This is a genomic window from Candidatus Poriferisocius sp., assembly GCF_965204145.1.
Classification (GTDB): domain Bacteria; phylum Actinomycetota; class Acidimicrobiia; order Acidimicrobiales; family Bin134; genus Poriferisocius.
In genome coordinates this window covers 3,109,383-3,127,001 of the sequence record NZ_OZ241977.1, presented here as the reverse complement: position 1 = coordinate 3,127,001, position 17,619 = coordinate 3,109,383, and the positions used below count along the sequence as shown (strand labels likewise).

The following is a 17,619-nucleotide window of genomic DNA, read 5'->3' as shown; positions in this document are numbered from 1 at the left end:
GGGGGTTAGCTGAAGCTCTGGCCGCAGCCGCAGGTGCGCTGGGCGTTGGGGTTGGTGATGGAGAACCCCGCGTCGGTCAGGCCGTCTTTGTAGTCGAGAACCGCGCCTTCCAGCAGAGCTGCGCTGGAGGAGTCGACCACCACCTTGACGTCGCCGAAGAGAACCTCTTGGTCTTCAGCGCCGACGTCGGCGTCGAAGTACATCTCGTAGCTGAACCCGGAGCAACCACCAGGGCGAACTGCCACCCGCAGGGCCAGCTCTTCGTCGTCGGCCTGCTCCTGGCGGACCAAGTCTCCGACCTTGCTGGTTGCTGTATCTGTGAGAGTGATCACAAAGTTCTCCCTATTCGGTGTTGCAAGCCGCGCTCAGTCTACCCGCAGGCTTGGCAGACTTACATACCCGATAGCATGACCAGGGTGAGCGACGGATCGGCCACCACTCTGCCGACAGTCGACGATGTGATGAATGTCCTGCGCGGGGTGATCGACCCCGAGTTGGGCACCGACATCGTTGAACTGGGAATGGCGCGAGGAGCAGAGGTCAACCCCGACGGCCTCGTCGAGGTCACGGTGGCGCTCACCACGGCGGGATGCCCGCTGCGGGCCCAGATCCAGCGAGATGTCCGCAGCCGGGTCGGCGGCATGCCTGGAGTGGAAAAGGTCAAGATCCACTGGAGCGAGCTCACCCAGGAGGAAAAGGCCGCGGCCATGGCGAAAGCCCGCTTCAACGTGTCCCAGAATGCCCCTGACACTGCCGTGCCCCCGACCACCAAGGTCGTGATGGTGGCATCGGGCAAGGGCGGGGTGGGCAAGTCGACGGTAGCGGTGAACCTGGCCGCGGAGCTGGCCCGCCGGGGCATGCGGATCGGAGTGATGGATGCCGACATCTGGGGCTATTCGGTGCCCCGAATGCTGGGAGTGGAAGGCCGTCTCGCCGGTGCGGAAGACGAGAAGAAGATCGCCCCCAACGAGAAGCAGATGGGCGACGGCACCCTCGAAGTGGTGTCGATGGGTTTCTTGGTCGACCGGGAGGAGACCGCGCTGATGTGGCGAGGGCTCATTCTGAACCGGGCCGTCCAGCACTTTTTGGAAGACGTGCGCTGGGGCCCGGTGGACTATCTGCTGATCGACATGCCGCCGGGCACCGGCGATGTGCAGATGGGCATTGCCAAGATGCTCCCCCAAGCCGAAATGGTGGTGGTCACCACTCCGGCCCGCAGCGCCCAGAAGGTGGCCACCCGAGTGGCCTCGATGGGGCGTTCCAACTATCTCCGGATCGCCGGAGTGATCGAGAACATGAGCGCGTTCGTGACCCCCGATGGGGCGTCGTACGACATCTACGGCCAAGGGGGCGGACAGGAGCTGGCCGACGAGCTGGGCGTGCCCTTGCTGGGCCAGGTGCCCATCGATGTTGCCGTGGCCCCGGGCGGTGACGAGGGAGCGCCGGTGGTGCTGGAAGAAACCCCCGGGCCGGCAGGCGCTGCGCTCCGGGCCATCGCCGACCGGTTGTTGGAAGAGGTTCCCCCGGTGGACATGGCCGGCTGCACTGCTCGGATTTTCGAAGCCGCCGAGCAAGCCCTGGCCAATCTCGACATCGTCTCGTCTTAGGAATCGGCGGAGGATCGAGACGTGCTGATCTGGCTGGTGCTCCTGTTCATCGCGGTGCCGTTGGTGGAGCTGTATGTGATCGTGGAGACCGCCCGCAGCATCGGGACGCTGGAGACCATTGGCCTGCTGATCGTGGTCAGCGTCGTGGGAGCGTGGATGGTGAAGGCTCAGGGGCTGGCGGTGCTCTGGCGGGTCCGGAGCAAGCTGGCCGAGGGGCTGATGCCTGGCCGGGAGTTGGTGGACGGTGCCCTGGTGCTGCTGGCCGGAGCGCTCATGCTCACCCCCGGATTCGTGACCGACGCAGTGGGCCTGTTGCTGTTGTTCCCGCCCACTCGAATGGCGATCCGCCCGCTCGTCATCCGCCGCTTCCGCCATCGCGTGACCTACTTCGGTCACGGAGAAGCCGGACCGGGAACCATCCACGACACCGATCTCGTTGACGGCGATTGACCGGCCACAGATGACGGCATACCGCTAGCGCCATACGCTGAGGCCCGTGAGACCCCCTTCGGTGGACGCCTTGGCCCGGTCGTTGACCGACACCGGACTGCCCCATCCGCTGCTGGTAGACGTCGCCCGGGCAGCCATCGCCGAAAGCGATCCTGAAGACGTCGAAGAGCGGGCCCGACGCCATGCCCATGCCGCGGCCCGGTCACTGCTTCAGCCCCTGGTGAACGCCACCGGGGTTCTGCTGCACACCAACCTCGGTCGGGCACCGCTGGCCATCGCCGCCGACGCGGCGTACACCAACCTGGAATTGGACCTGTCGTCGGGCCGACGAGGATCTCGCCACGCCCATGCCGCGGCCCTGCTGGCCCGGCTGTGCGACGCCGACGACGCCATCGTGGTGAACAACGGGGCGTCAGCGGTGCTGCTGACGCTGGCCGCGCTGGCCGCCGGACGAGGGGCGGCAGTGTCCCGAGGCGAGTTGGTAGAGATCGGCGGCGGGTTCCGGGTGCCGGAGGTCATGGAGCAGTCCGGAGCACGGTTGGTGGAGGTTGGCACTACCAACCGCACCCGTCTGGCTGATTTCGCATCGGCAGTGGAGAATCCGGCCAACGACACCGCCCTCGCCCTCAAAGTCCACCAGTCGAACTACCGCATCGTGGGGTTCACCGAGCATGTGACCGTGGCCGAGATGGCCTCTCTCGACGTCCCGGTGGTCGCCGACATCGGATCGGGGTTGCTGGACGCCGCCTGTCCGTGGCTGAACCACGGTCCTCCGGCGTGGCTGGCTGGCGAGCCTGCGGCGCGCCAAACCCTGGCCGACGGGGCGGCGCTCGTGGTTTTCTCGGGCGACAAGCTGTTCGGCGGCCCCCAGGCGGGGATCATCGCCGGACGGGCCGACCTGGTGGGGCAATGCGCTCGACACCCCCTGGCTCGGGCGCTGCGACCGGGAAGCCTGGTGCTGAACGCCCTCCAACAGGTGGCCTTGGCCTATCTGCGGCGAGACGGACAGGCCATCGAATTCTGGCGAATGGCGTCGCTGACGATGCCAGAACTGGAAAGCCGGGCTCATGCGGTGGTGGCCGAGTCGGGGGCCGGGGAGGTGGCCGAGATGGCATCAGTGCCCGGCGGCGGCACGCTTCCCGGAACCGAGATCGGTTCGTGCGGTGTGGTGCTAGACGGAGACCACACCTCCGCCCTGCGGGCCGGAGCGCCGCCGATCATCGCCCGAGTGAGCGACCACCGTACCTGGCTCGACCTGAGGACGGTGGCTCCTGACGACGACCAGCACGTGATCGCCGCCTTGAAAGCCCTTGGGTGAGCATCACCATCTCCACCGCCGGCCATGTGGACCACGGGAAGTCCACGCTGGTGGAGGCGCTCACCGGGGTTGACCCCGACCGGTTTGCCGAGGAGAAGGCCCGAGGCCTGACCATCGACCTCGGTTTCGGCTCAGCGCAGTTGCCCTCGGGACGGTCGGTGTCCATCATCGACGTGCCCGGTCACGAGAGGTTCATCCGCAACATGCTGGCCGGGGTGGGCGCAGTGGATGCCTGCCTGTTTGTGATCGCGGCCAACGAAGGGTGGATGCCCCAGTCGGAAGAGCACCTCCGCATCCTGGAACTGCTGGGGGTGTCGCACGGATTGATTGCCCTGACCAAGGTGGGATTGTGCGATGCCGACATCGCGGAACTGGCTCGTTTGGAGGTGGAAGAGCGAGTCGAGGACACATTCTTGGCCGGTGCGCCGGTGGTGGAAACCGACGTGGTGGATGGTTTGGGCATTGATGAGCTCCGCGCCGAGTTGGACGACTTGGTGGATCGGACTCCCACGGCCGCCGACCAGCGCCGGCCAAGGCTATGGGTTGACCGGGCATTCGCCGCCCGGGGGGCGGGCACGGTGGTGACCGGAACGCTGACCGGAGGGCAAATCCGGGTTGATGACGAGTTGGAGTTGCGACCCCGGGGTGCCGGGGTCCGGGTCCGGGCCTTGCAGACCCACCACAGCCAGCGCACCAAGATCGGGCCGGGCAACCGGGTGGCGATCAATCTGTCGGGAGTCGGCCACCAAGAAGTGGTTCGAGGCGATGTGCTCGTCCGGGCCGGTCAATGGCATCTGACCAATCGGTTCGACGCCTCCTTGACTGTGCTGAGCACCCTGGACCATGAGGTTTCCCGCCGTGGGGCGCACGCTGTTTACGTGGGGGCCTGCGAGCTGCCGGTTCGCATGCGCATCCTCGGCCTTGAGGCGCTGTCTCCGGGCGAAGCCGGATTGGTTCGACTCCATCTCCCCCGCCGACTGCCGCTGCTGCCCGGCGACCGATTCGTCTTGCGAGAGAGCGGCCGGGCCGAGACCATCGGGGGTGGAACCGTCCTCGACGTCGACCCGGTGCTGCCCGCCTCAAAAGCCAGGCCCGACTTGTCAATCGACCGAGTGGTGGCCGAGCGGGGCTGGGTGGAAGCCGATCGACTGGCCCTGCTGACGGGGCAGCGGCGAGAACCCGATGTCGGGCGGTGGGTGGTGAACCCGACGGTGCTTGAGGATGCTCAGGCCCGGCTTCGAGACGCGGTAAACGACGCCGGTCCCCTAGGGCTGGACATCGCCGGGCTGGATGAAAGGGACCGGGCGGTGCTCAGTCTCATGGAGGATGTGGCGATTGAGGGGGGCCGAGTACGCCCAATCGGGCAATCAGACCCCTTTGAGAACCACCGATACACCGCGGCCTTGGAAGCGGCCCCGTTTACCCCGCCCGATCCCGAGGCGGCGGGCGTGGACCGAAGCGAGGTGCGGGAGTTGGTGAAGCGAGGCTTGGTTGTGGAGCAGGATGGTGTGTTCTTCGCGGCATCGACACTGGAGACGGCCCGATCGGTGCTGGCCGAGATGCTGGCCGAGCAGCCCGACGGGGTCACCGTGGCCGAGGTACGCGAGCGCCTGGAAACCACGCGCAAGTACGCATTGCCGCTATTGGCGTGGCTGGACGGCCATGGCGCGACCCGCCGGAGGGGGGATGTGCGAATCGCCGGCCCGCGTCTTTGAGAGCTAGTTCCGTCGCCGGCTGAGGATCTCTCGGCGCTCCAACTCGTTGAGACCGCCCCAGATGCCGTGCTGCTCGCGAATCTTCAGGGCATAGTCGCGGCACTCGCCGATCACACTGCACTCTTCGCAAATGGCCTTGGCCCGGCTCTCCCGCTCGAGCTTCTCCTCTTTGCGCTCAAATGAGGGTGGCGGGAAGAAGACCGCCGCGTGCGGCCCACGGCAGGCTGCCTTAATTTGCCAGGCCCTCTCACTGGTGACAGCGCTCACTCTTTCCTACCCCCTTTGGGCGGACCTTATAGGCGAAGTTGGCCGCGCACAAGATGAGAGCAAAGCAATCGTGAATCATTTTTGGCTGTTTTCTTGGCTTCAGGACGGCTCGCAGCCCTTTCGCCGGGGCTCTCGATAGTCGCGGGCGGCACCCTCCAGTGGCTCCACTTCCAACCATAAACCGTCAATTTCAACCACTCTGACCTGGTCCCCAACAGTCACCGGCGTTGCCCGGTTGGACCGCGCCCGCCACAGGGCATCCCGAATTCGCACCACCCCGTCAGGAGAGACCTCTTCGACGACTTCACCCGTCTCGCCGATCATCCAGCCCCGACCAATCGTGGGCGTGGAGAAGCGGGTGCGCACCATCGACGGCATCCCCGAGAACATGGCCACCGCCACTGCTCCGGTCATCACCACCATGGGAATCCACGACATGGACACCCCGTCGTAGAGCCACCATGTTCCCGCCGCGAACATCACCATTCCAGCACCGGTCCAAAAGCGGGGCACCGACGTTTGGACATCTATGCCGAACGCCACCATCGAAGCAGCCAACAACACCAGCGCCCAGGTGTTGTGGGGCAGCACGGAGAGTCCGTAGCCGGCCAAGATGAACAGCACCGCGCCCACAACCCCGGCCACCCCGATGCCCGCGGTGAAGAACTCGAACAGCATCAGGCCCATGCCGATGGTCAACAGGAGGTAGGCAACCGGCGGACTGGCCACGGTATGGAAGAGCTGGTGGGCGAGCGATAGGCCTCGGAACTGAACCTGGGTAATCGGCTCCAGCCGAGGCTGGCCGTCCACATCGATCAAATTGGACGCGAAGCCGAGATGGTCCAAGTCGACCAGGAAATCGCCGATGAGCGGGGCCACGCACTGTTCTTCTTCGGGGGGAACTCGAACCGCCTGGGGATCGAAGGTGATGCCAGCCTCGGCATAGCGGCCTTCAAGGTCATCGATGGTGAAGGGATCGCAGGCGATGACCCCCTCGGAGAAGAGCTGCCTCCAATCGAGCTTCTGGTCTCGGATCAGCTCTTGGTTGGACCAGGCGACGGGGTAGTCGGCCAGCATCGGCAGCGGAGGTCCGAGATCGCCCACGCTGGTGCCAGGGGCGATGCCCACCTCATCGGCGACGGCGAAGAGCTGGGCCACCTTGCCTTCGAGCGAAGCGCCATTGGGACCGACCCAAGCCGCGATGGGCACTGGGGAAGCGGCAATGGCGTCAGCCAGCTCCGCGAGGCGCCCATCGGAGACCACGGAGCGATTGCTGTCGACTCGGAATACCAGAAGGGTGGCACCCGCATCGGCAACATCAGCCACAGAATCCTCGATGAGCTCGGCCATGACCGGGTCAAGCAAGCCGGTGACCTCAACCACCACGGCCAAGCCGGGATCGACAGTGTCGCCGAGCGCCGGAGTGTTGATCGTGGAGCCGAGCGCCGCCAGGACACCACCTCCGACGAGGCAGACAGCAGCCAATTTCAATCGCGGTGTGCGCACTGTTGATTTACAGCGCCTCGGGGGAGTCGGTGTCCAACAGCGATGCCAGCGCTTCTTCTGGGGTCTCTACCACCGGGACGATTCGGTCGAAGCCGGTGGTGTGCAGGAGTCGGGCCAGCGCCCCTTCGCCACAAGCGACAACGACCTCGCCGTCAGAATCGCGAATCCGTCGTATACCGCCGATCAAAGCCCCCAAGCCAGCTGAGTCCATGAACGGAACCGACCCCAAATCGATGAGCAGCCGGGGTTCAAGAGCCAGATCGCCAATCCGCTCGCGGAATTGGGCCACGGTATAGGCATCGATCTCGCCGCGGGGACGAAGCACCGTGTGGGTGTCCAGATTTTCGACATCGATCTCGAGCAAAACGCCTCCCCTTGACCGCCCCTGATGCTAACGCGGCACAACCCCGAAGCCACCGCCAGCACGTTGTGGCGATAGCGACTTGGATACCATCGCGCCGTGACCCATGTGCTCTTGGCCACTGACAGCGACTCTGTGTACAACGCGGTAGACGCCGCCTTGGGGAGCGATGCCTCCGAGGTCAGCAGGGTGCGGGCTGGGGTGGAGGTGCTGGACGCGGTCCGGGAACAGGAACCTGATGTGGTGATATGCGATCTTCAGATCGGCAACATGGGGGGGATGGCGACCTGCTTGGATCTGCGCATGGAGGCGGAAATGGGGCGAGCGCCGGAGACTCGAGTCTTGATGCTGTTGGATCGTGAGGCTGATGTTTACTTGGCGAAGCAGGCGCAGTCTGACGGGTGGTTGGTGAAGCCGTTGGATGCGGTGAGCGTGCAGCGGGCGGTTGCCGCAGTTTTGGGCTGAACCGATATATTTGATCGGACGGGCAGTGGCGCAGCTTGGTAGCGCGCTTCGTTCGGGACGAAGAGGTCGTGGGTTCAAATCCCGCCTGCCCGACCCAGGTTTTTCCCTCTTTCGCTAGTGTCAGGCTCAAGGAGGCCGACATGAGCGAGCACTATCTGGTGATTTCTTCGGACTGCCATGCGGGGTTGCCCAATGTGGAGTACCGGCAATACCTGGAATCCAAGTACCACGACGCGTTCGATGAGTTCATGGTCCAGCGGGAGGCGATCCGCACCCGGGGCAACATCATGGGGAATACCGACTTCGAAGAGGAGTGGTTCGGTGAGAACGAGGAGGGATTGCGAGGGGGTTGGAATGCGGCCCGTCGGGACGCCGAGTTAGACGGTGACGGCGTCGCTGGCGAGGTGATCTTTCCCGATGCCGACGCGGTTACCGGTGGCGCTTCGGCACCGTTCGGGGCCGGCCTGGGAATGTCGTTCGCCGAAGACCCCGAGCTGCTGTTGGCCGGGGCTCGGGCCCACAACCGCTGGCTGGCCGAGCTGTGCGCCGACAGCCCGGAGCGCCGGGCCGGGATCGCGGTGGTGCCGATCATCGCCGATGTGGACGCTGCGGTGGCAGAGATCGCCCGGGCCCGGGAGTCGGGACTTCGGGGCGGCATCCTCATCGCCTCCATGTGGAACGAAGCCCCCGGTTATCACGAGCGGCGCTACGACCCGGTGTGGGCTGCTTGCCAAGACTTGGAGATGCCGGTTCATACCCACTCGGGGGCCGCTCCCCGAGGCGAGTACGGCACCGGTCCCGGGTTCATCGGCATGTATGTGGCCGAAGTGCGGTGGTGGACCACCCGTCCACTGTGGTTCTTGCTGTATTCCGGCGTGTTCGAGCGGTATCCCGGGTTGCGCTACGCGGTGACGGAGTGCGGCTGCTTCTGGGCTGCCGACATGCTGTGGACGATGGATGCCACCTACTCCCGAGAGCACGGCGGGGCGCAGAAGCTAGCCGCTGATGCCTACGGTCACCTGAGCCTGAGTCCCAGCGATTACTTCGACCGCAACTGCGCGATCGGCGCCTCGAACACCCGGCGGCGGGAGCTGGCCCGGCGTTTCGAGATCGGCGTGGGCAACATCATGTGGGGCAACGACTTTCCCCACCCCGAGGGCACCTGGCCGCACACCCGCAAATCCCTGGCCCAAGCGTTCTGGGATATCCCCGCCGACGACACCGCCGCCATCCTGGGGTTGAACGCGGCGGAGTTCTACGGCTTCGACACCGAGGCACTGGCTCCGCTGGTGGACCGAATCGGGCCAACGCCTGAGGAGTTAGGCCAGACCGATCCGGAGGGAGCCGCCGCCAAGTGGGAGGCGCTCGCCGCGGCGGGGCGGCCCTGGATTACGGGGACGGAGGGGGTTCCTCTGTCGATGGATTAGGCGGGGCGTACGCCGGCATCACTGCATTGCGCATGTGGTCGTTCGTTGATTGGGGGACGGTGAAGTGGGTTAGGTCCATGATCTGATCCCAGTGGTCGCGATAGGACTCGGGGGTGGGGTCGAGGTCGGTGTGGCCTTGGCTGGCGATCCAGGCAAAGCGGGCCATGCGACCACCGTCAACAGTGAAGAACTCCCCGGTAGTCGGACACTCTTCGTGGGCGAGCCAAATCACACCGGGGGCGACGTTTTCGGGACGCATGTGGGCGTCGATGACGGGGCCGAATTCCTCGCCGGAGCGGTCGGGGCTTCTGTCGGTCACCGCCCAGGGCAGCACGCAGTTGACCTGCACCCCGTGGTAGCGGCCCTCTCGGGCCAGCGTTCGGGTCAACCCCATCACCCCGGCCTTGCCGGCGACATAGGCTGTTTGGCCCCGCAGACCCCACACCGCTCCGGAGGCGACGTTTACCACCCGGCCATAGCCCTGCTCCACCATGGCGGGCCATAGCGGCCACAGCACGTGGCAGGGGCCGAGCAGATGGATGGCGATCATCTCATCGAACAATTCCCGTCCGGCTTCCGGCGTCATATCGACAAAGTCGGCTGCTCGATTCACACCGGCGTTGTTGACCACGATGTGCACGGCTCCAAAGGCATTCTGGGCCTGTTCGGCCAGAGCAACGCCGCCCTCAAGGGTGGTCACGCTGTGGTGGTCGGCAATGGCAGTGCCGTCGGAAGCATTGATCTCAGCGACTACCCGGTCAGCGGCTTCGGCCACGATGTCGTTGACCACCACTTGTGCGCCTCGGTCGGCCAGTAAGTGGGCGTAAGCCCGGCCCAATCCCTGGCCTGCGCCGGTGACCACCGCGGTGCGCCCGTCGAAGCGAAGCGGCGTCAAGGCCATCAACCGATGACGCCGTCAGCCCGAAGATCGGTAAGCGCTTCCTCGCTCAAGCCAAGCTCGGCAGCGAGCACCTCGTCGGTGTGTTCGCCCAACCACGGTGGGCGGGTGTCGGGGCCCTCGCTGACCGCCGACATCTTCACTGGATTGCCGGGGGTCAGCACCGGGGTGTCGGCGTCGGGGCGGGGAATCTCCACCATCATGTGGCGAGCGGCCACATGGGGATCGTCGATCACGTCGGGCGCCTCGAATACTGGGGCGGCGGCCAGCCCGGCGGCCGCCAGGTCGTTGGCGGCCTCGACGGTGGTGCGGTCGCCGGCCCACGCCCGAACCGCAGCCCGAATCTCATCCAGATTCTCCCGCCAGCCGTCGCGGGTGGAGAACCGCTCGTCTTCCAGCCATTCGGGACGGCCGATGAGATGACACAGGCGCTCGAACTGGTGCTCTCGGCCGATTTGGATCACCAATTCGCCGGAGTCGATGGGGAAGCCGTCGTTGATGATTGCGGTGGGAACCCGGGGATCGTCGCCCAGTGACCAATAGTTGGGCACCATGTCGCCGAAGGCCACCATGGCGTCGAACATGGCGATGTCCACGTGCTGGCCGTGGCCGTGGCGCTCCCGTTGTCGCAGCGCCATGAGCACCCCGATCACGGCGTAGAGGCCCGAGCCGGTATCGCCGAGCGCCCCCACCGGGGACACCTTCACGTTCTCTCCTTCGGCCCGATTGATGGAGTAGAGGCCGCCCATGGCCTCGGCGATGGGGGCATAGGCCGGCCAATGGCCATAGGGAGACTCGCTGAGGTTTCCAAAGCCCGATACCGACAGGTAGATGAGGCCGGGATGCAGCTGGGACAGGTCCCCGTAGCCCAAGCCGCTCCTGTCCAGCGTTCCGGGCTTGAGGTTCTCGGCCAGCACATCGAATCTGGGAATCATTTGGCGGATGAGTTCGATGGCCTTGGGGCTCTTCAAGTCCATCCCCACCGAGCGTTTGTTGAGGTTGTTGCGCAGGTAGGTGCCGCCCACCGGCCGGCCGTCGGGATCGGCGATGCCCGGTGTCGACCCCCGGCCCAGGTCGCCTCTCACCGGGTGCTCGATCTTGACCACTTCAGCGCCCATCCGAGCCATGAGCTGGGTGGCGTAGGGGAGCGACTGCATCTGCTCGACGGCCAGCACGCGGATGCCGTCGAGCGGCTTGCCGTTGGCGGCGAACTCGGGGGCGGTGATGTCGCCAACCCTCATGGGCGTACTTCCTGTCCGTAGATGCGGAGGGCGTTGCCGGCCAAGATGGCGTGGCGCTCATCGTCGGGCACACCGTCAAAGTGCTCGCTGATGGTGGTGCGGGAGTCGGGCCAGTCCGATCCGCCGTGGGGGAAATCGCTGGACCACATCATCTGGGTAACGCCGATGTGGTGGCGGTTGACGATGCCGTAATGGTCGGTGATGAACGTGGAGGCGATGTTGGTGTCGAAGTAGTCGCCCGGAGACCGCTGGATGGGCGCCCGAGTTGCCGGGTTGGCCCGACGGAAGCGGTCGTCCATCTGTTCTCGCAGATAGGGGAACCAGGAACTGTCGGTCTCCACGGCCAAGAACTGGAGGTCGGGGTGGCGATCGAACACGCCGCCCTCGATGAGCTGAGTGATGCGCACCGGCATGTCGAAGAAGCGCATGGAGCCGGTCAGCTTCATCTTGGCCACGTCGCCCTGGGCGTGGGTGGCGAAGCCCACATGGATGGAAAGGGGCAGCCGGGCTTCAGCCGCAGCGGCGAACACTGGGTCGTCATCTTCAGACAGCACCTCGTCGCCACTGGGCCACCGCCCAAGCATCACTCCCCTTATGCCCGGCAATGCCGCGGCCCGGCGCAACTCCGCTACTGCATCTTCCGCTCCGACGTTGGGCAGCAGGGCCACCCCCCACAATCGGTCGGAGTTGTAGGAGCAGAACTCGGCCAGCCAGTCGTTGTACGCCCGTATGCAGGCAATATGAAAGTCAACGTCATCTCGGTGCCATACCAGCTGGTTGCCGATTCGGGGGGTGGGATACAAGATCTCCAGGTCCACGCCATCCTGGTCTTGCTCGCCGATTCGAGCTGCTGGGTCGTAGCCGCCTGCCCGGACGTCGTCCCAGCGCACCCACCCCGAACGCTGGCCAATCGGCAGTCCTGCCGAGCAGTTGCCGCCGAAGTTGATGGGGTCATGAGCCCCCTCCAGCACCCAGGCATCGCCCTGCTCAAAGCTCTCCATGCGAGGGGCCCGGTCCTTGTAGCGAGCAGGCACCCGGTCGGCCCACAGGTCGGGCGGCTCATTCACATGGGAGTCGGCCGACACCAACTGGTACTGGGTCACGCCGACACCGTACCCGCCTCACAAGGAGGCGTACTAAGGAGTCAGCTCAGGCCAAGCGGGGGGAACTTGTCGGTGAGCAGTGCCCAATAGGCACTGGCCCGGACATTGAAGCGGTTTACCCCAACCATGAAATTGAGCAGACCCTTCGGCCAGCGGCCGAGGATCAGCACGGCGAAGAAACCGACGATCATTGTCAGCATCCACAGGATTCCCCAGATGAATCCCATGATCAACACGGGAATCAGCAGGATGAAGCGGAAGAACACGCTCAAACGGCTGCGGCCGTCCATCTCGGGTTCGAAGTTCACCACCACTTCCGGGTCGTTGCCGTTGTCTTGGGCCGAGGTGTCGAAGTCGAACGGCGGGTAGGACGACCGCATGAAGTCCGAATAGGTGCCCACCCGGGCGCCGTACCGGATCAGCATGCAGTTGACCCCGGCCAAGCCAGCAGGCAGCTTCCCGGTGATCACGATGGCAATCCAAGAGAAGACGTCTACAACGAGGCTGAATGCCCCCAAGACGTAGAGCACGATCCCGTGGGGAATCGACAAGATGATGTTGCCGATGACCCTCCAGCGGGCAACCCTCTCCGGCGCATTGAACTCGAATGTGGCGGGATAATCCATGACCGTCTCCTCTCAGTCACGCCCAGTCTTTCAGACTCGGCGATGCCGGGCCGCGACTCTCCGATCAGCGTCGCAGAGCGGGGCGGCGGGGTAGGGATAGGGCGACGAGTACGCCCATGATGGACAGCACCACCAACACGGTCCAGATTTGTTGGAAGCGGTCGAACAACTGGTCGTCGGACACGTTGCCAAGAAGCCCGAAGGCGACGGCTAAGCCGGTCAGCGCTCCCACTTGGCGGGCGGTGGACAGCACGCCCATGCCCAGGCTGTAGGTCTCATTGTCGAGGTCTCGGGCTCCGATGGCGTTGATCATGGGCAATCCCAACCCCCAACCCCCAATACCGCCCAACATGATGGGCACGAAGAACGCAGTCCAGTAGGCGGGATCGGGGCCAGGGACAAGCCGCAGCCACACCACTGCGATTGTGGTGGTGGCCATGGCGGCAACCGCGATGGTGCGCTCATCGAAGCGGCGGCTCAACCGTCCGGCCAACACGCTGGCCAGCGTGGCCGCGGCAGGGAAGGGCAGCAGGGCCAGCCCCGCCCGCAGCGGCCGGTAGTCCCACACTTGCTCGAGATACTGCACCATCATCACGAAATAGGGGAACAAGAAGCTGGGAATGGCGATAGCGATGAACAAGGCCCGCCGGTAAGTCCGCAGTTTCAGCAGTCGAGGCTCAACGATGGGTGCGGGATGCCCCATGATGCGCTGACGGATCAGCGGCACCAGCACGAAAGCCAAGGCGAAGGCCACGATGATGCGGCTGTCGTCCCAGCCCCACGTCCGGCCCTGCACCAGGCTGAGGGTCAACAGACCGAGGCTGGCCGCAACCATGAGCGCCCCTACAAAGTCGGGCAACCGGGAAGCGACCTTGCGCTCGGTCTCAGTGAGCAAAGCGCGAGCAGCCAGGAACGACGGCACCCCGATGGCCACGTTCAGCACATAGGCCGCCCGCCAACCCCAGACGTCAATGAGCAGACCGCCCAGCGTTGGGGCCAAAGCCCCGGCGATCCCGCCCACCGCGGTCCACGTGGTGATGGCTCGGGTCTGATCGTTTTCAGGCCACACCGCCAGAATCAGGCCGAGAGATGCCGGCATCACGAAGGCCGCCCCCGCCCCTTGCAGCGCCCGGCACAACACCAGTACCCACAGCTCCGGTGCTAGCCAACCGCCCACTGAGCCGAGGACATACAGGAACAAGCCGATCAGAAAAACCCGCCGACGACCGGTCCTGTCGGCGAGGCGTCCGGCGGCAACCACAAACGTGGCCAACGAGATGGAGTAGGCACTGAGTACCCAGGCGGTGGACGGACGGCTGGCGTCGAAGCTCTCTCCGATGCTCACCAGAGCCAGCGGTTGCAGGGTGGCGTCCAGGGTGATCAGGAACACCGCCCCCATACACACCCAGAAGACCCCCCAATGACGCGCCCGCACAGCCCAACCGTACGCGTCCTAGTTTGCTGTCCAGCACCTCAAGTGTCCGGCACTGAATTCAATGCTCACCCGATATCCTGGAAGTCAACGAGATAAAGCGCACCAAACGAAATCTCATTGGAGGTCACAGCCGAATGGTCAGCAATTTCTTTAAGGGCCTCTGGGGCTTTCTACGACTGTTGATTCGGATGCCCAAAGGCAGGTCGGGGGTGTCGAAAGCTGGTGCCAAGCGAGTACGTCGAGCCATGCATGTCACTGGCGCCACCGGTCAGGCCTTCTCCGGCACCAGCAGGACCGACAAGTTTCTGGCCAAAGAACTCAGAGACGGCCACAAGTAAGACGTCGATTCCTTCTAAGTCTCTGGTGGCCGCTTGCTGCCGCAGGCATTTCAAGACTTGGATCAACTGTCCCGGGTGAAGGGTCGGGTGAGGGCGGCTGGTTGGCCGATGCGACGGCTTACCACCACGAGCACGATCACGGTCAGTACCGCGGGTGCCATGTTGGCGATGGATGCCACTGATCCGGAGATCACGTCTTGCACCTGGAGTTGCAGCACGGTGGAAGACACGATGCCGAACAGCAGAGAGCCGGCCATCACTCCAACCGGCCGCCACGCCCCGAAGTACACCAGAGCGATGGCGATGAACCCGCGGCCGGCGGTGAGGTTCTGCTGGAATATCCCGATCTCCAGAGCCAAGGCTGCACCCGCCAATCCGGCCATCGTGTTGCCGATGATGATGGCGGCGGTCCGGATTAGGTTGACGTTCACCCCCAGGGTGTCGGCTGCTTGCGGGTTTTCCCCCACGGCCCGCACGTTGAGGCCGAAGGTGGTCCGAGTGATGAGGAAATAGACCACGGGCACCAGCAGGAAAGCCACATAGGTCAAGATGGTGTGGCTGAACAGCAGTTCGCCCGCCCGCCCGGTATCGTCGGCCAGCCAGTTGAAGGGCTTGGTTTGCAAACCGCTGATGGGCTTTGGGGTGCCCACCTGCTTTTGGAACAGCAAGTCGGTGAAGCCCAAGCCGAACAGGTAGATGCCGATACCGCTGATGCCCTGCTCGGCGTGCATAACCACGGTGATGAAGGCGTAGATCAGCCCCATCACCATCCCCACCACCAGTCCCATGAACAGTCCAAAGGCGGCGCTGCCGGACTCCAGGGCGGCGTAGTAGGCCGCGAATGCGCCGATGAGCATGACGCCCTCGACGCCCAGGTTCAGCACCCCAGCACGCTGGCCCACCGCCTCTCCGAGGGCGGCCAACAGGAAGGGCACGGCCAGCCGGATGCCCGACGCCAAGGTGGCGGTGATGATGGCGACGGTGAAGAAATCGCTCACGCCCGATCCTCCATCTGGATGTCGCCTTCAGCCCATCGCTGTACTCGGGCTCGCAGTTTGAGGCTGCCTACCACGAACACCACCACCACGCCGTTGAGGGCGATCACCAGGGCTTGGGGCACCTGCACCGCCCGTTGCAGGGAGATGCCCCCGGCCAGCATTCCGCCGAACAGGTACGACGACAGCACGGTGAACAGCGGGTGCAGCCCTCCGAACAAGGCAGTCACGATTCCGTTGAAGCCTGCGCTTTGGGTGAAAGCCAATGGCCCGCCCTCGCCGATGAGGCGGTGCGATTCGCTGCCGAACACCAGCACTGCACCGGCGACACCGGCACAGGCGCCGCTGAAGGCCAGCGCCTGGGTGATGCTGAGTTCTACCTTCATGCCCGCCGAGCGGGAGGCATGGGGGTTGTGGCCCACCGCTCGAAGGCGCATGCCCAGGCTGCTGCGGAACAGCAGCAGATATCCCAGAATGGCCACGATCAGCGCTACCACAATGCCGAGGTGCAGGCGGGTTCCCCCCGGCAGGATGGGCAGGTCGGCATTGTGGGTCAGGCGCTTGGTCTGCTGGATCCTGATAGCGCCAGGCTCGATGAGCCAGTCCTCGAGCAAGAAGCTCATGAAGAACCCGGCGATGATGTTCATCATGATGGTGCTGAGGATCTCGTTGACCCCGCTGTAGGCCTTCAGTGCGCCGGGGATCGCCCCCCAGATCCCCCCGCCGACGCCTCCGGCGATCATGACCAGGGGAACCAGAATCGGGCGGGGGACATCGGGCAGAGCCAGCGCCACCAGCGTGGCCAGGATGGCCCCCATGATGATCTGCCCCTCACCGCCGATGTTGATGACGCCGGTGCGAAACGCGATGCAGATGCCGACGCCCACCAGCATGAGGGGGATGGACTTGAGGGCGGTGGCGGCCAGTTCGTCCGGCCCGCCGAACGCCCCGGTGAACAGCTCCCGGTAGCCGGTGAGCGGGTTGGCGCCAAACACCCCCAGCAAAATCGCGCCCACCGCGAGTGCGGCGATCACCGCGCCCGCAGGCACGGCCAGTCCAGCGAAAGGCCGGAGAAAACGACCTATTTCCTGTCCGACGGAAAATCTTTGTTGATTATCAGTCATTTTCAACATAGATTGTTCTGAGTTCCCCTCTGTTCGCCGAAGCGATCAACTCGCGGAGGTTTCCATGCTGGTGACCTGTTGGTCAACCAAGGGGGGTTCTGGTACGACAGTGATCGCGGCTCTCGTCAGCCTACATGCTGCCCAAGATCGCGACCGGCCTGTTCTGCTCGTCGACCTCTGCGGTGATCTGCCCGCCGTGTTCGGCGCTGCCGAGACGTCGTCGGGATTGGGGGAATGGCTTCGCAGCGATCTGGCCCCTTGCTCGCTGGAGCGGGTGCTCGAGGAGCTGACTCCCAATCTGTCGCTGCTACCCCGGGGCCGAGGCCCGCTGAGCGCACGGAGGGCCGACGAGCTGGTGGAGTGGCTGGGCTCCGGCGCTGTCGTGGTGGTGGACGCGGGAGTGCTGAGGACCCAGGGGGAGGGGTCCGACTGCGGTCCGGACGATGAGCTTCGCTGGCGGTTGGCCGCCGAAGCCGACCGGTCGGTGCTGGTCACTAGGGCGTGCTATCTGGCCTTGCGCCGCACGGTGTCGCTCTCAGTCCGGCCCAGCGGTGTAGTGCTGGTGGCTGAGGCGGGCCGGGCTCTGACTCGATCCGATTGCGAGCGGGCCATTGGTGCGCCGGTGCTTGCCACCGTCGCCGTCGACCCCGAAATCGCTCGAGCAGTGGATGCCGGGATGTTGAGGACGCGGGTGCCCCGGGGTGCGATCAAGGCCCTTGGCCGGCTCTCCGAGGAGCTCTGAG

General features: G+C 65.0%; 18 protein-coding genes and 1 tRNA gene. 8 read left to right on the top strand and 11 right to left on the bottom strand.

What is annotated here, in order from left to right; genetic code table 11:
- Positions 1-5: 5 nt before the first annotated feature.
- Entirely contained in the window at positions 6-332 is a 327-nt protein-coding gene (locus ACOGI7_RS14510) for a HesB/IscA family protein (RefSeq protein ID WP_419849467.1), read from the bottom strand.
- A gap of 84 nt (positions 333-416) precedes the next feature.
- On the opposite strand from ACOGI7_RS14510, the gene ACOGI7_RS14505 reads away from it, so the two are divergent.
- From ACOGI7_RS14505 to selB, 4 genes are read left to right on the top strand one after another with little or no spacing between them, the layout of a single operon-like run.
- The gene (locus ACOGI7_RS14505; protein WP_419849466.1) at positions 417-1,607 is read left to right on the top strand and encodes an Mrp/NBP35 family ATP-binding protein; all 1,191 of its coding nucleotides are present in this window, start codon (positions 417-419) and stop codon (positions 1,605-1,607) included.
- A gap of 21 nt (positions 1,608-1,628) precedes the next feature.
- Positions 1,629-2,057 (top strand): FxsA family protein, encoded by a 429-nt coding sequence (locus ACOGI7_RS14500; RefSeq protein ID WP_419849465.1) that lies wholly within the window; start codon positions 1,629-1,631, stop codon positions 2,055-2,057.
- Positions 2,058-2,103: 46 nt separating this feature from the next.
- Positions 2,104-3,375 carry an L-seryl-tRNA(Sec) selenium transferase gene (selA, locus tag ACOGI7_RS14495; RefSeq protein WP_419849464.1) on the top strand — a complete coding sequence of 424 codons (1,272 nt, stop codon included), beginning with the start codon at positions 2,104-2,106 and terminating at the stop codon, positions 3,373-3,375.
- A complete protein-coding gene (gene selB, locus ACOGI7_RS14490; RefSeq protein ID WP_419849463.1) occupies positions 3,372-5,090 on the top strand; it encodes a selenocysteine-specific translation elongation factor in 1,719 nt (572 codons plus the stop codon). The genes selA and selB overlap by 4 nt, the downstream gene beginning before the upstream one ends.
- A gap of 3 nt (positions 5,091-5,093) precedes the next feature.
- Here selB and ACOGI7_RS14485 read toward each other — a convergent pair whose 3' ends face one another.
- The 3 genes from ACOGI7_RS14485 to ACOGI7_RS14475 all read right to left on the bottom strand — a co-directional run bounded on the left by ACOGI7_RS14485 (position 5,094) and on the right by ACOGI7_RS14475 (position 7,227).
- Complete coding sequence (locus ACOGI7_RS14485; protein WP_419849462.1) at positions 5,094-5,357, bottom strand: WhiB family transcriptional regulator; 264 nt, start codon at positions 5,355-5,357, stop codon at positions 5,094-5,096.
- 99 nt (positions 5,358-5,456) lie between these two features.
- Positions 5,457-6,842, bottom strand: a complete 1,386-nt coding sequence (locus ACOGI7_RS14480) for an NfeD family protein (protein WP_419849461.1) — start codon at positions 6,840-6,842, stop codon at positions 5,457-5,459.
- A 28-nt stretch (positions 6,843-6,870) separates the two neighbouring features.
- Positions 6,871-7,227 carry an anti-sigma factor antagonist gene (locus ACOGI7_RS14475; RefSeq protein ID WP_419849460.1) on the bottom strand — a complete coding sequence of 119 codons (357 nt, stop codon included), beginning with the start codon at positions 7,225-7,227 and terminating at the stop codon, positions 6,871-6,873.
- A gap of 96 nt (positions 7,228-7,323) precedes the next feature.
- Between ACOGI7_RS14475 and ACOGI7_RS14470 the strand changes: the two genes are divergently transcribed.
- The 3 genes from ACOGI7_RS14470 (at position 7,324) to ACOGI7_RS14460 (ending at position 9,116) form a co-directional block, all read left to right on the top strand.
- A complete protein-coding gene (locus tag ACOGI7_RS14470) occupies positions 7,324-7,689 on the top strand; it encodes a response regulator (protein WP_419849459.1) in 366 nt (121 codons plus the stop codon).
- A gap of 19 nt (positions 7,690-7,708) precedes the next feature.
- A tRNA-Pro gene (locus ACOGI7_RS14465) sits at positions 7,709-7,782 on the top strand.
- A 47-nt stretch (positions 7,783-7,829) separates the two neighbouring features.
- Complete coding sequence (locus ACOGI7_RS14460) at positions 7,830-9,116, top strand: amidohydrolase family protein (RefSeq protein ID WP_419849458.1); 1,287 nt, start codon at positions 7,830-7,832, stop codon at positions 9,114-9,116.
- On the opposite strand, the gene ACOGI7_RS14455 is transcribed toward ACOGI7_RS14460, so the two are convergent.
- The 7 genes from ACOGI7_RS14455 to ACOGI7_RS14425 form a co-directional block, all read right to left on the bottom strand.
- Positions 9,079-10,017, bottom strand: coding sequence for an SDR family NAD(P)-dependent oxidoreductase (locus ACOGI7_RS14455; RefSeq protein WP_419849457.1), 939 nt, complete (start codon positions 10,015-10,017; stop codon positions 9,079-9,081). The two genes, ACOGI7_RS14460 and ACOGI7_RS14455, sit on opposite strands and share 38 nt — an antisense overlap.
- Positions 10,017-11,255 (bottom strand): CaiB/BaiF CoA transferase family protein, encoded by a 1,239-nt coding sequence (locus ACOGI7_RS14450; protein WP_419849456.1) that lies wholly within the window; start codon positions 11,253-11,255, stop codon positions 10,017-10,019. The genes ACOGI7_RS14455 and ACOGI7_RS14450 overlap by 1 nt, the downstream gene beginning before the upstream one ends.
- Positions 11,252-12,358: an amidohydrolase family protein gene (locus ACOGI7_RS14445; protein ID WP_419849455.1), complete on the bottom strand. Its 1,107-nt coding sequence runs from the start codon at positions 12,356-12,358 to the stop codon at positions 11,252-11,254. The genes ACOGI7_RS14450 and ACOGI7_RS14445 overlap by 4 nt, the downstream gene beginning before the upstream one ends.
- A 41-nt stretch (positions 12,359-12,399) precedes the next feature.
- Positions 12,400-12,984: a DUF4389 domain-containing protein gene (locus ACOGI7_RS14440; protein ID WP_419849454.1), complete on the bottom strand. Its 585-nt coding sequence runs from the start codon at positions 12,982-12,984 to the stop codon at positions 12,400-12,402.
- A 64-nt stretch (positions 12,985-13,048) separates the two neighbouring features.
- Complete coding sequence (locus ACOGI7_RS14435) at positions 13,049-14,419, bottom strand: MFS transporter (RefSeq protein WP_419849453.1); 1,371 nt, start codon at positions 14,417-14,419, stop codon at positions 13,049-13,051.
- Between the two features lie 400 nt (positions 14,420-14,819).
- Entirely contained in the window at positions 14,820-15,755 is a 936-nt protein-coding gene (locus ACOGI7_RS14430) for an ABC transporter permease (protein ID WP_419849452.1), read from the bottom strand.
- Complete coding sequence (locus ACOGI7_RS14425) at positions 15,752-16,801, bottom strand: ABC transporter permease (protein WP_419849451.1); 1,050 nt, start codon at positions 16,799-16,801, stop codon at positions 15,752-15,754. Before ACOGI7_RS14425 ends, ACOGI7_RS14430 begins: the two co-directional genes overlap by 4 nt.
- A 184-nt stretch (positions 16,802-16,985) precedes the next feature.
- On the opposite strand from ACOGI7_RS14425, the gene ACOGI7_RS14420 reads away from it, so the two are divergent.
- A complete protein-coding gene (locus ACOGI7_RS14420; RefSeq protein ID WP_419849450.1) occupies positions 16,986-17,618 on the top strand; it encodes a hypothetical protein in 633 nt (210 codons plus the stop codon).
- Position 17,619 lies beyond the last annotated feature (1 nt).

Excerpts from the sequence above, each read along its gene's own strand:
- ACOGI7_RS14460 (WP_419849458.1), top strand. The coding sequence starts at position 7,830 with ATGAGCGAGCACTATCTGGTGATTTCTTCGGACTGCCATGCGGGGTTG.
- ACOGI7_RS14450 (WP_419849456.1), bottom strand. The coding sequence starts at position 11,255 with ATGAGGGTTGGCGACATCACCGCCCCCGAGTTCGCCGCCAACGGCAAG.
- ACOGI7_RS14455 (WP_419849457.1), bottom strand. The coding sequence starts at position 10,017 with ATGGCCTTGACGCCGCTTCGCTTCGACGGGCGCACCGCGGTGGTCACC.
- ACOGI7_RS14440 (WP_419849454.1), bottom strand. The coding sequence starts at position 12,984 with ATGGATTATCCCGCCACATTCGAGTTCAATGCGCCGGAGAGGGTTGCC.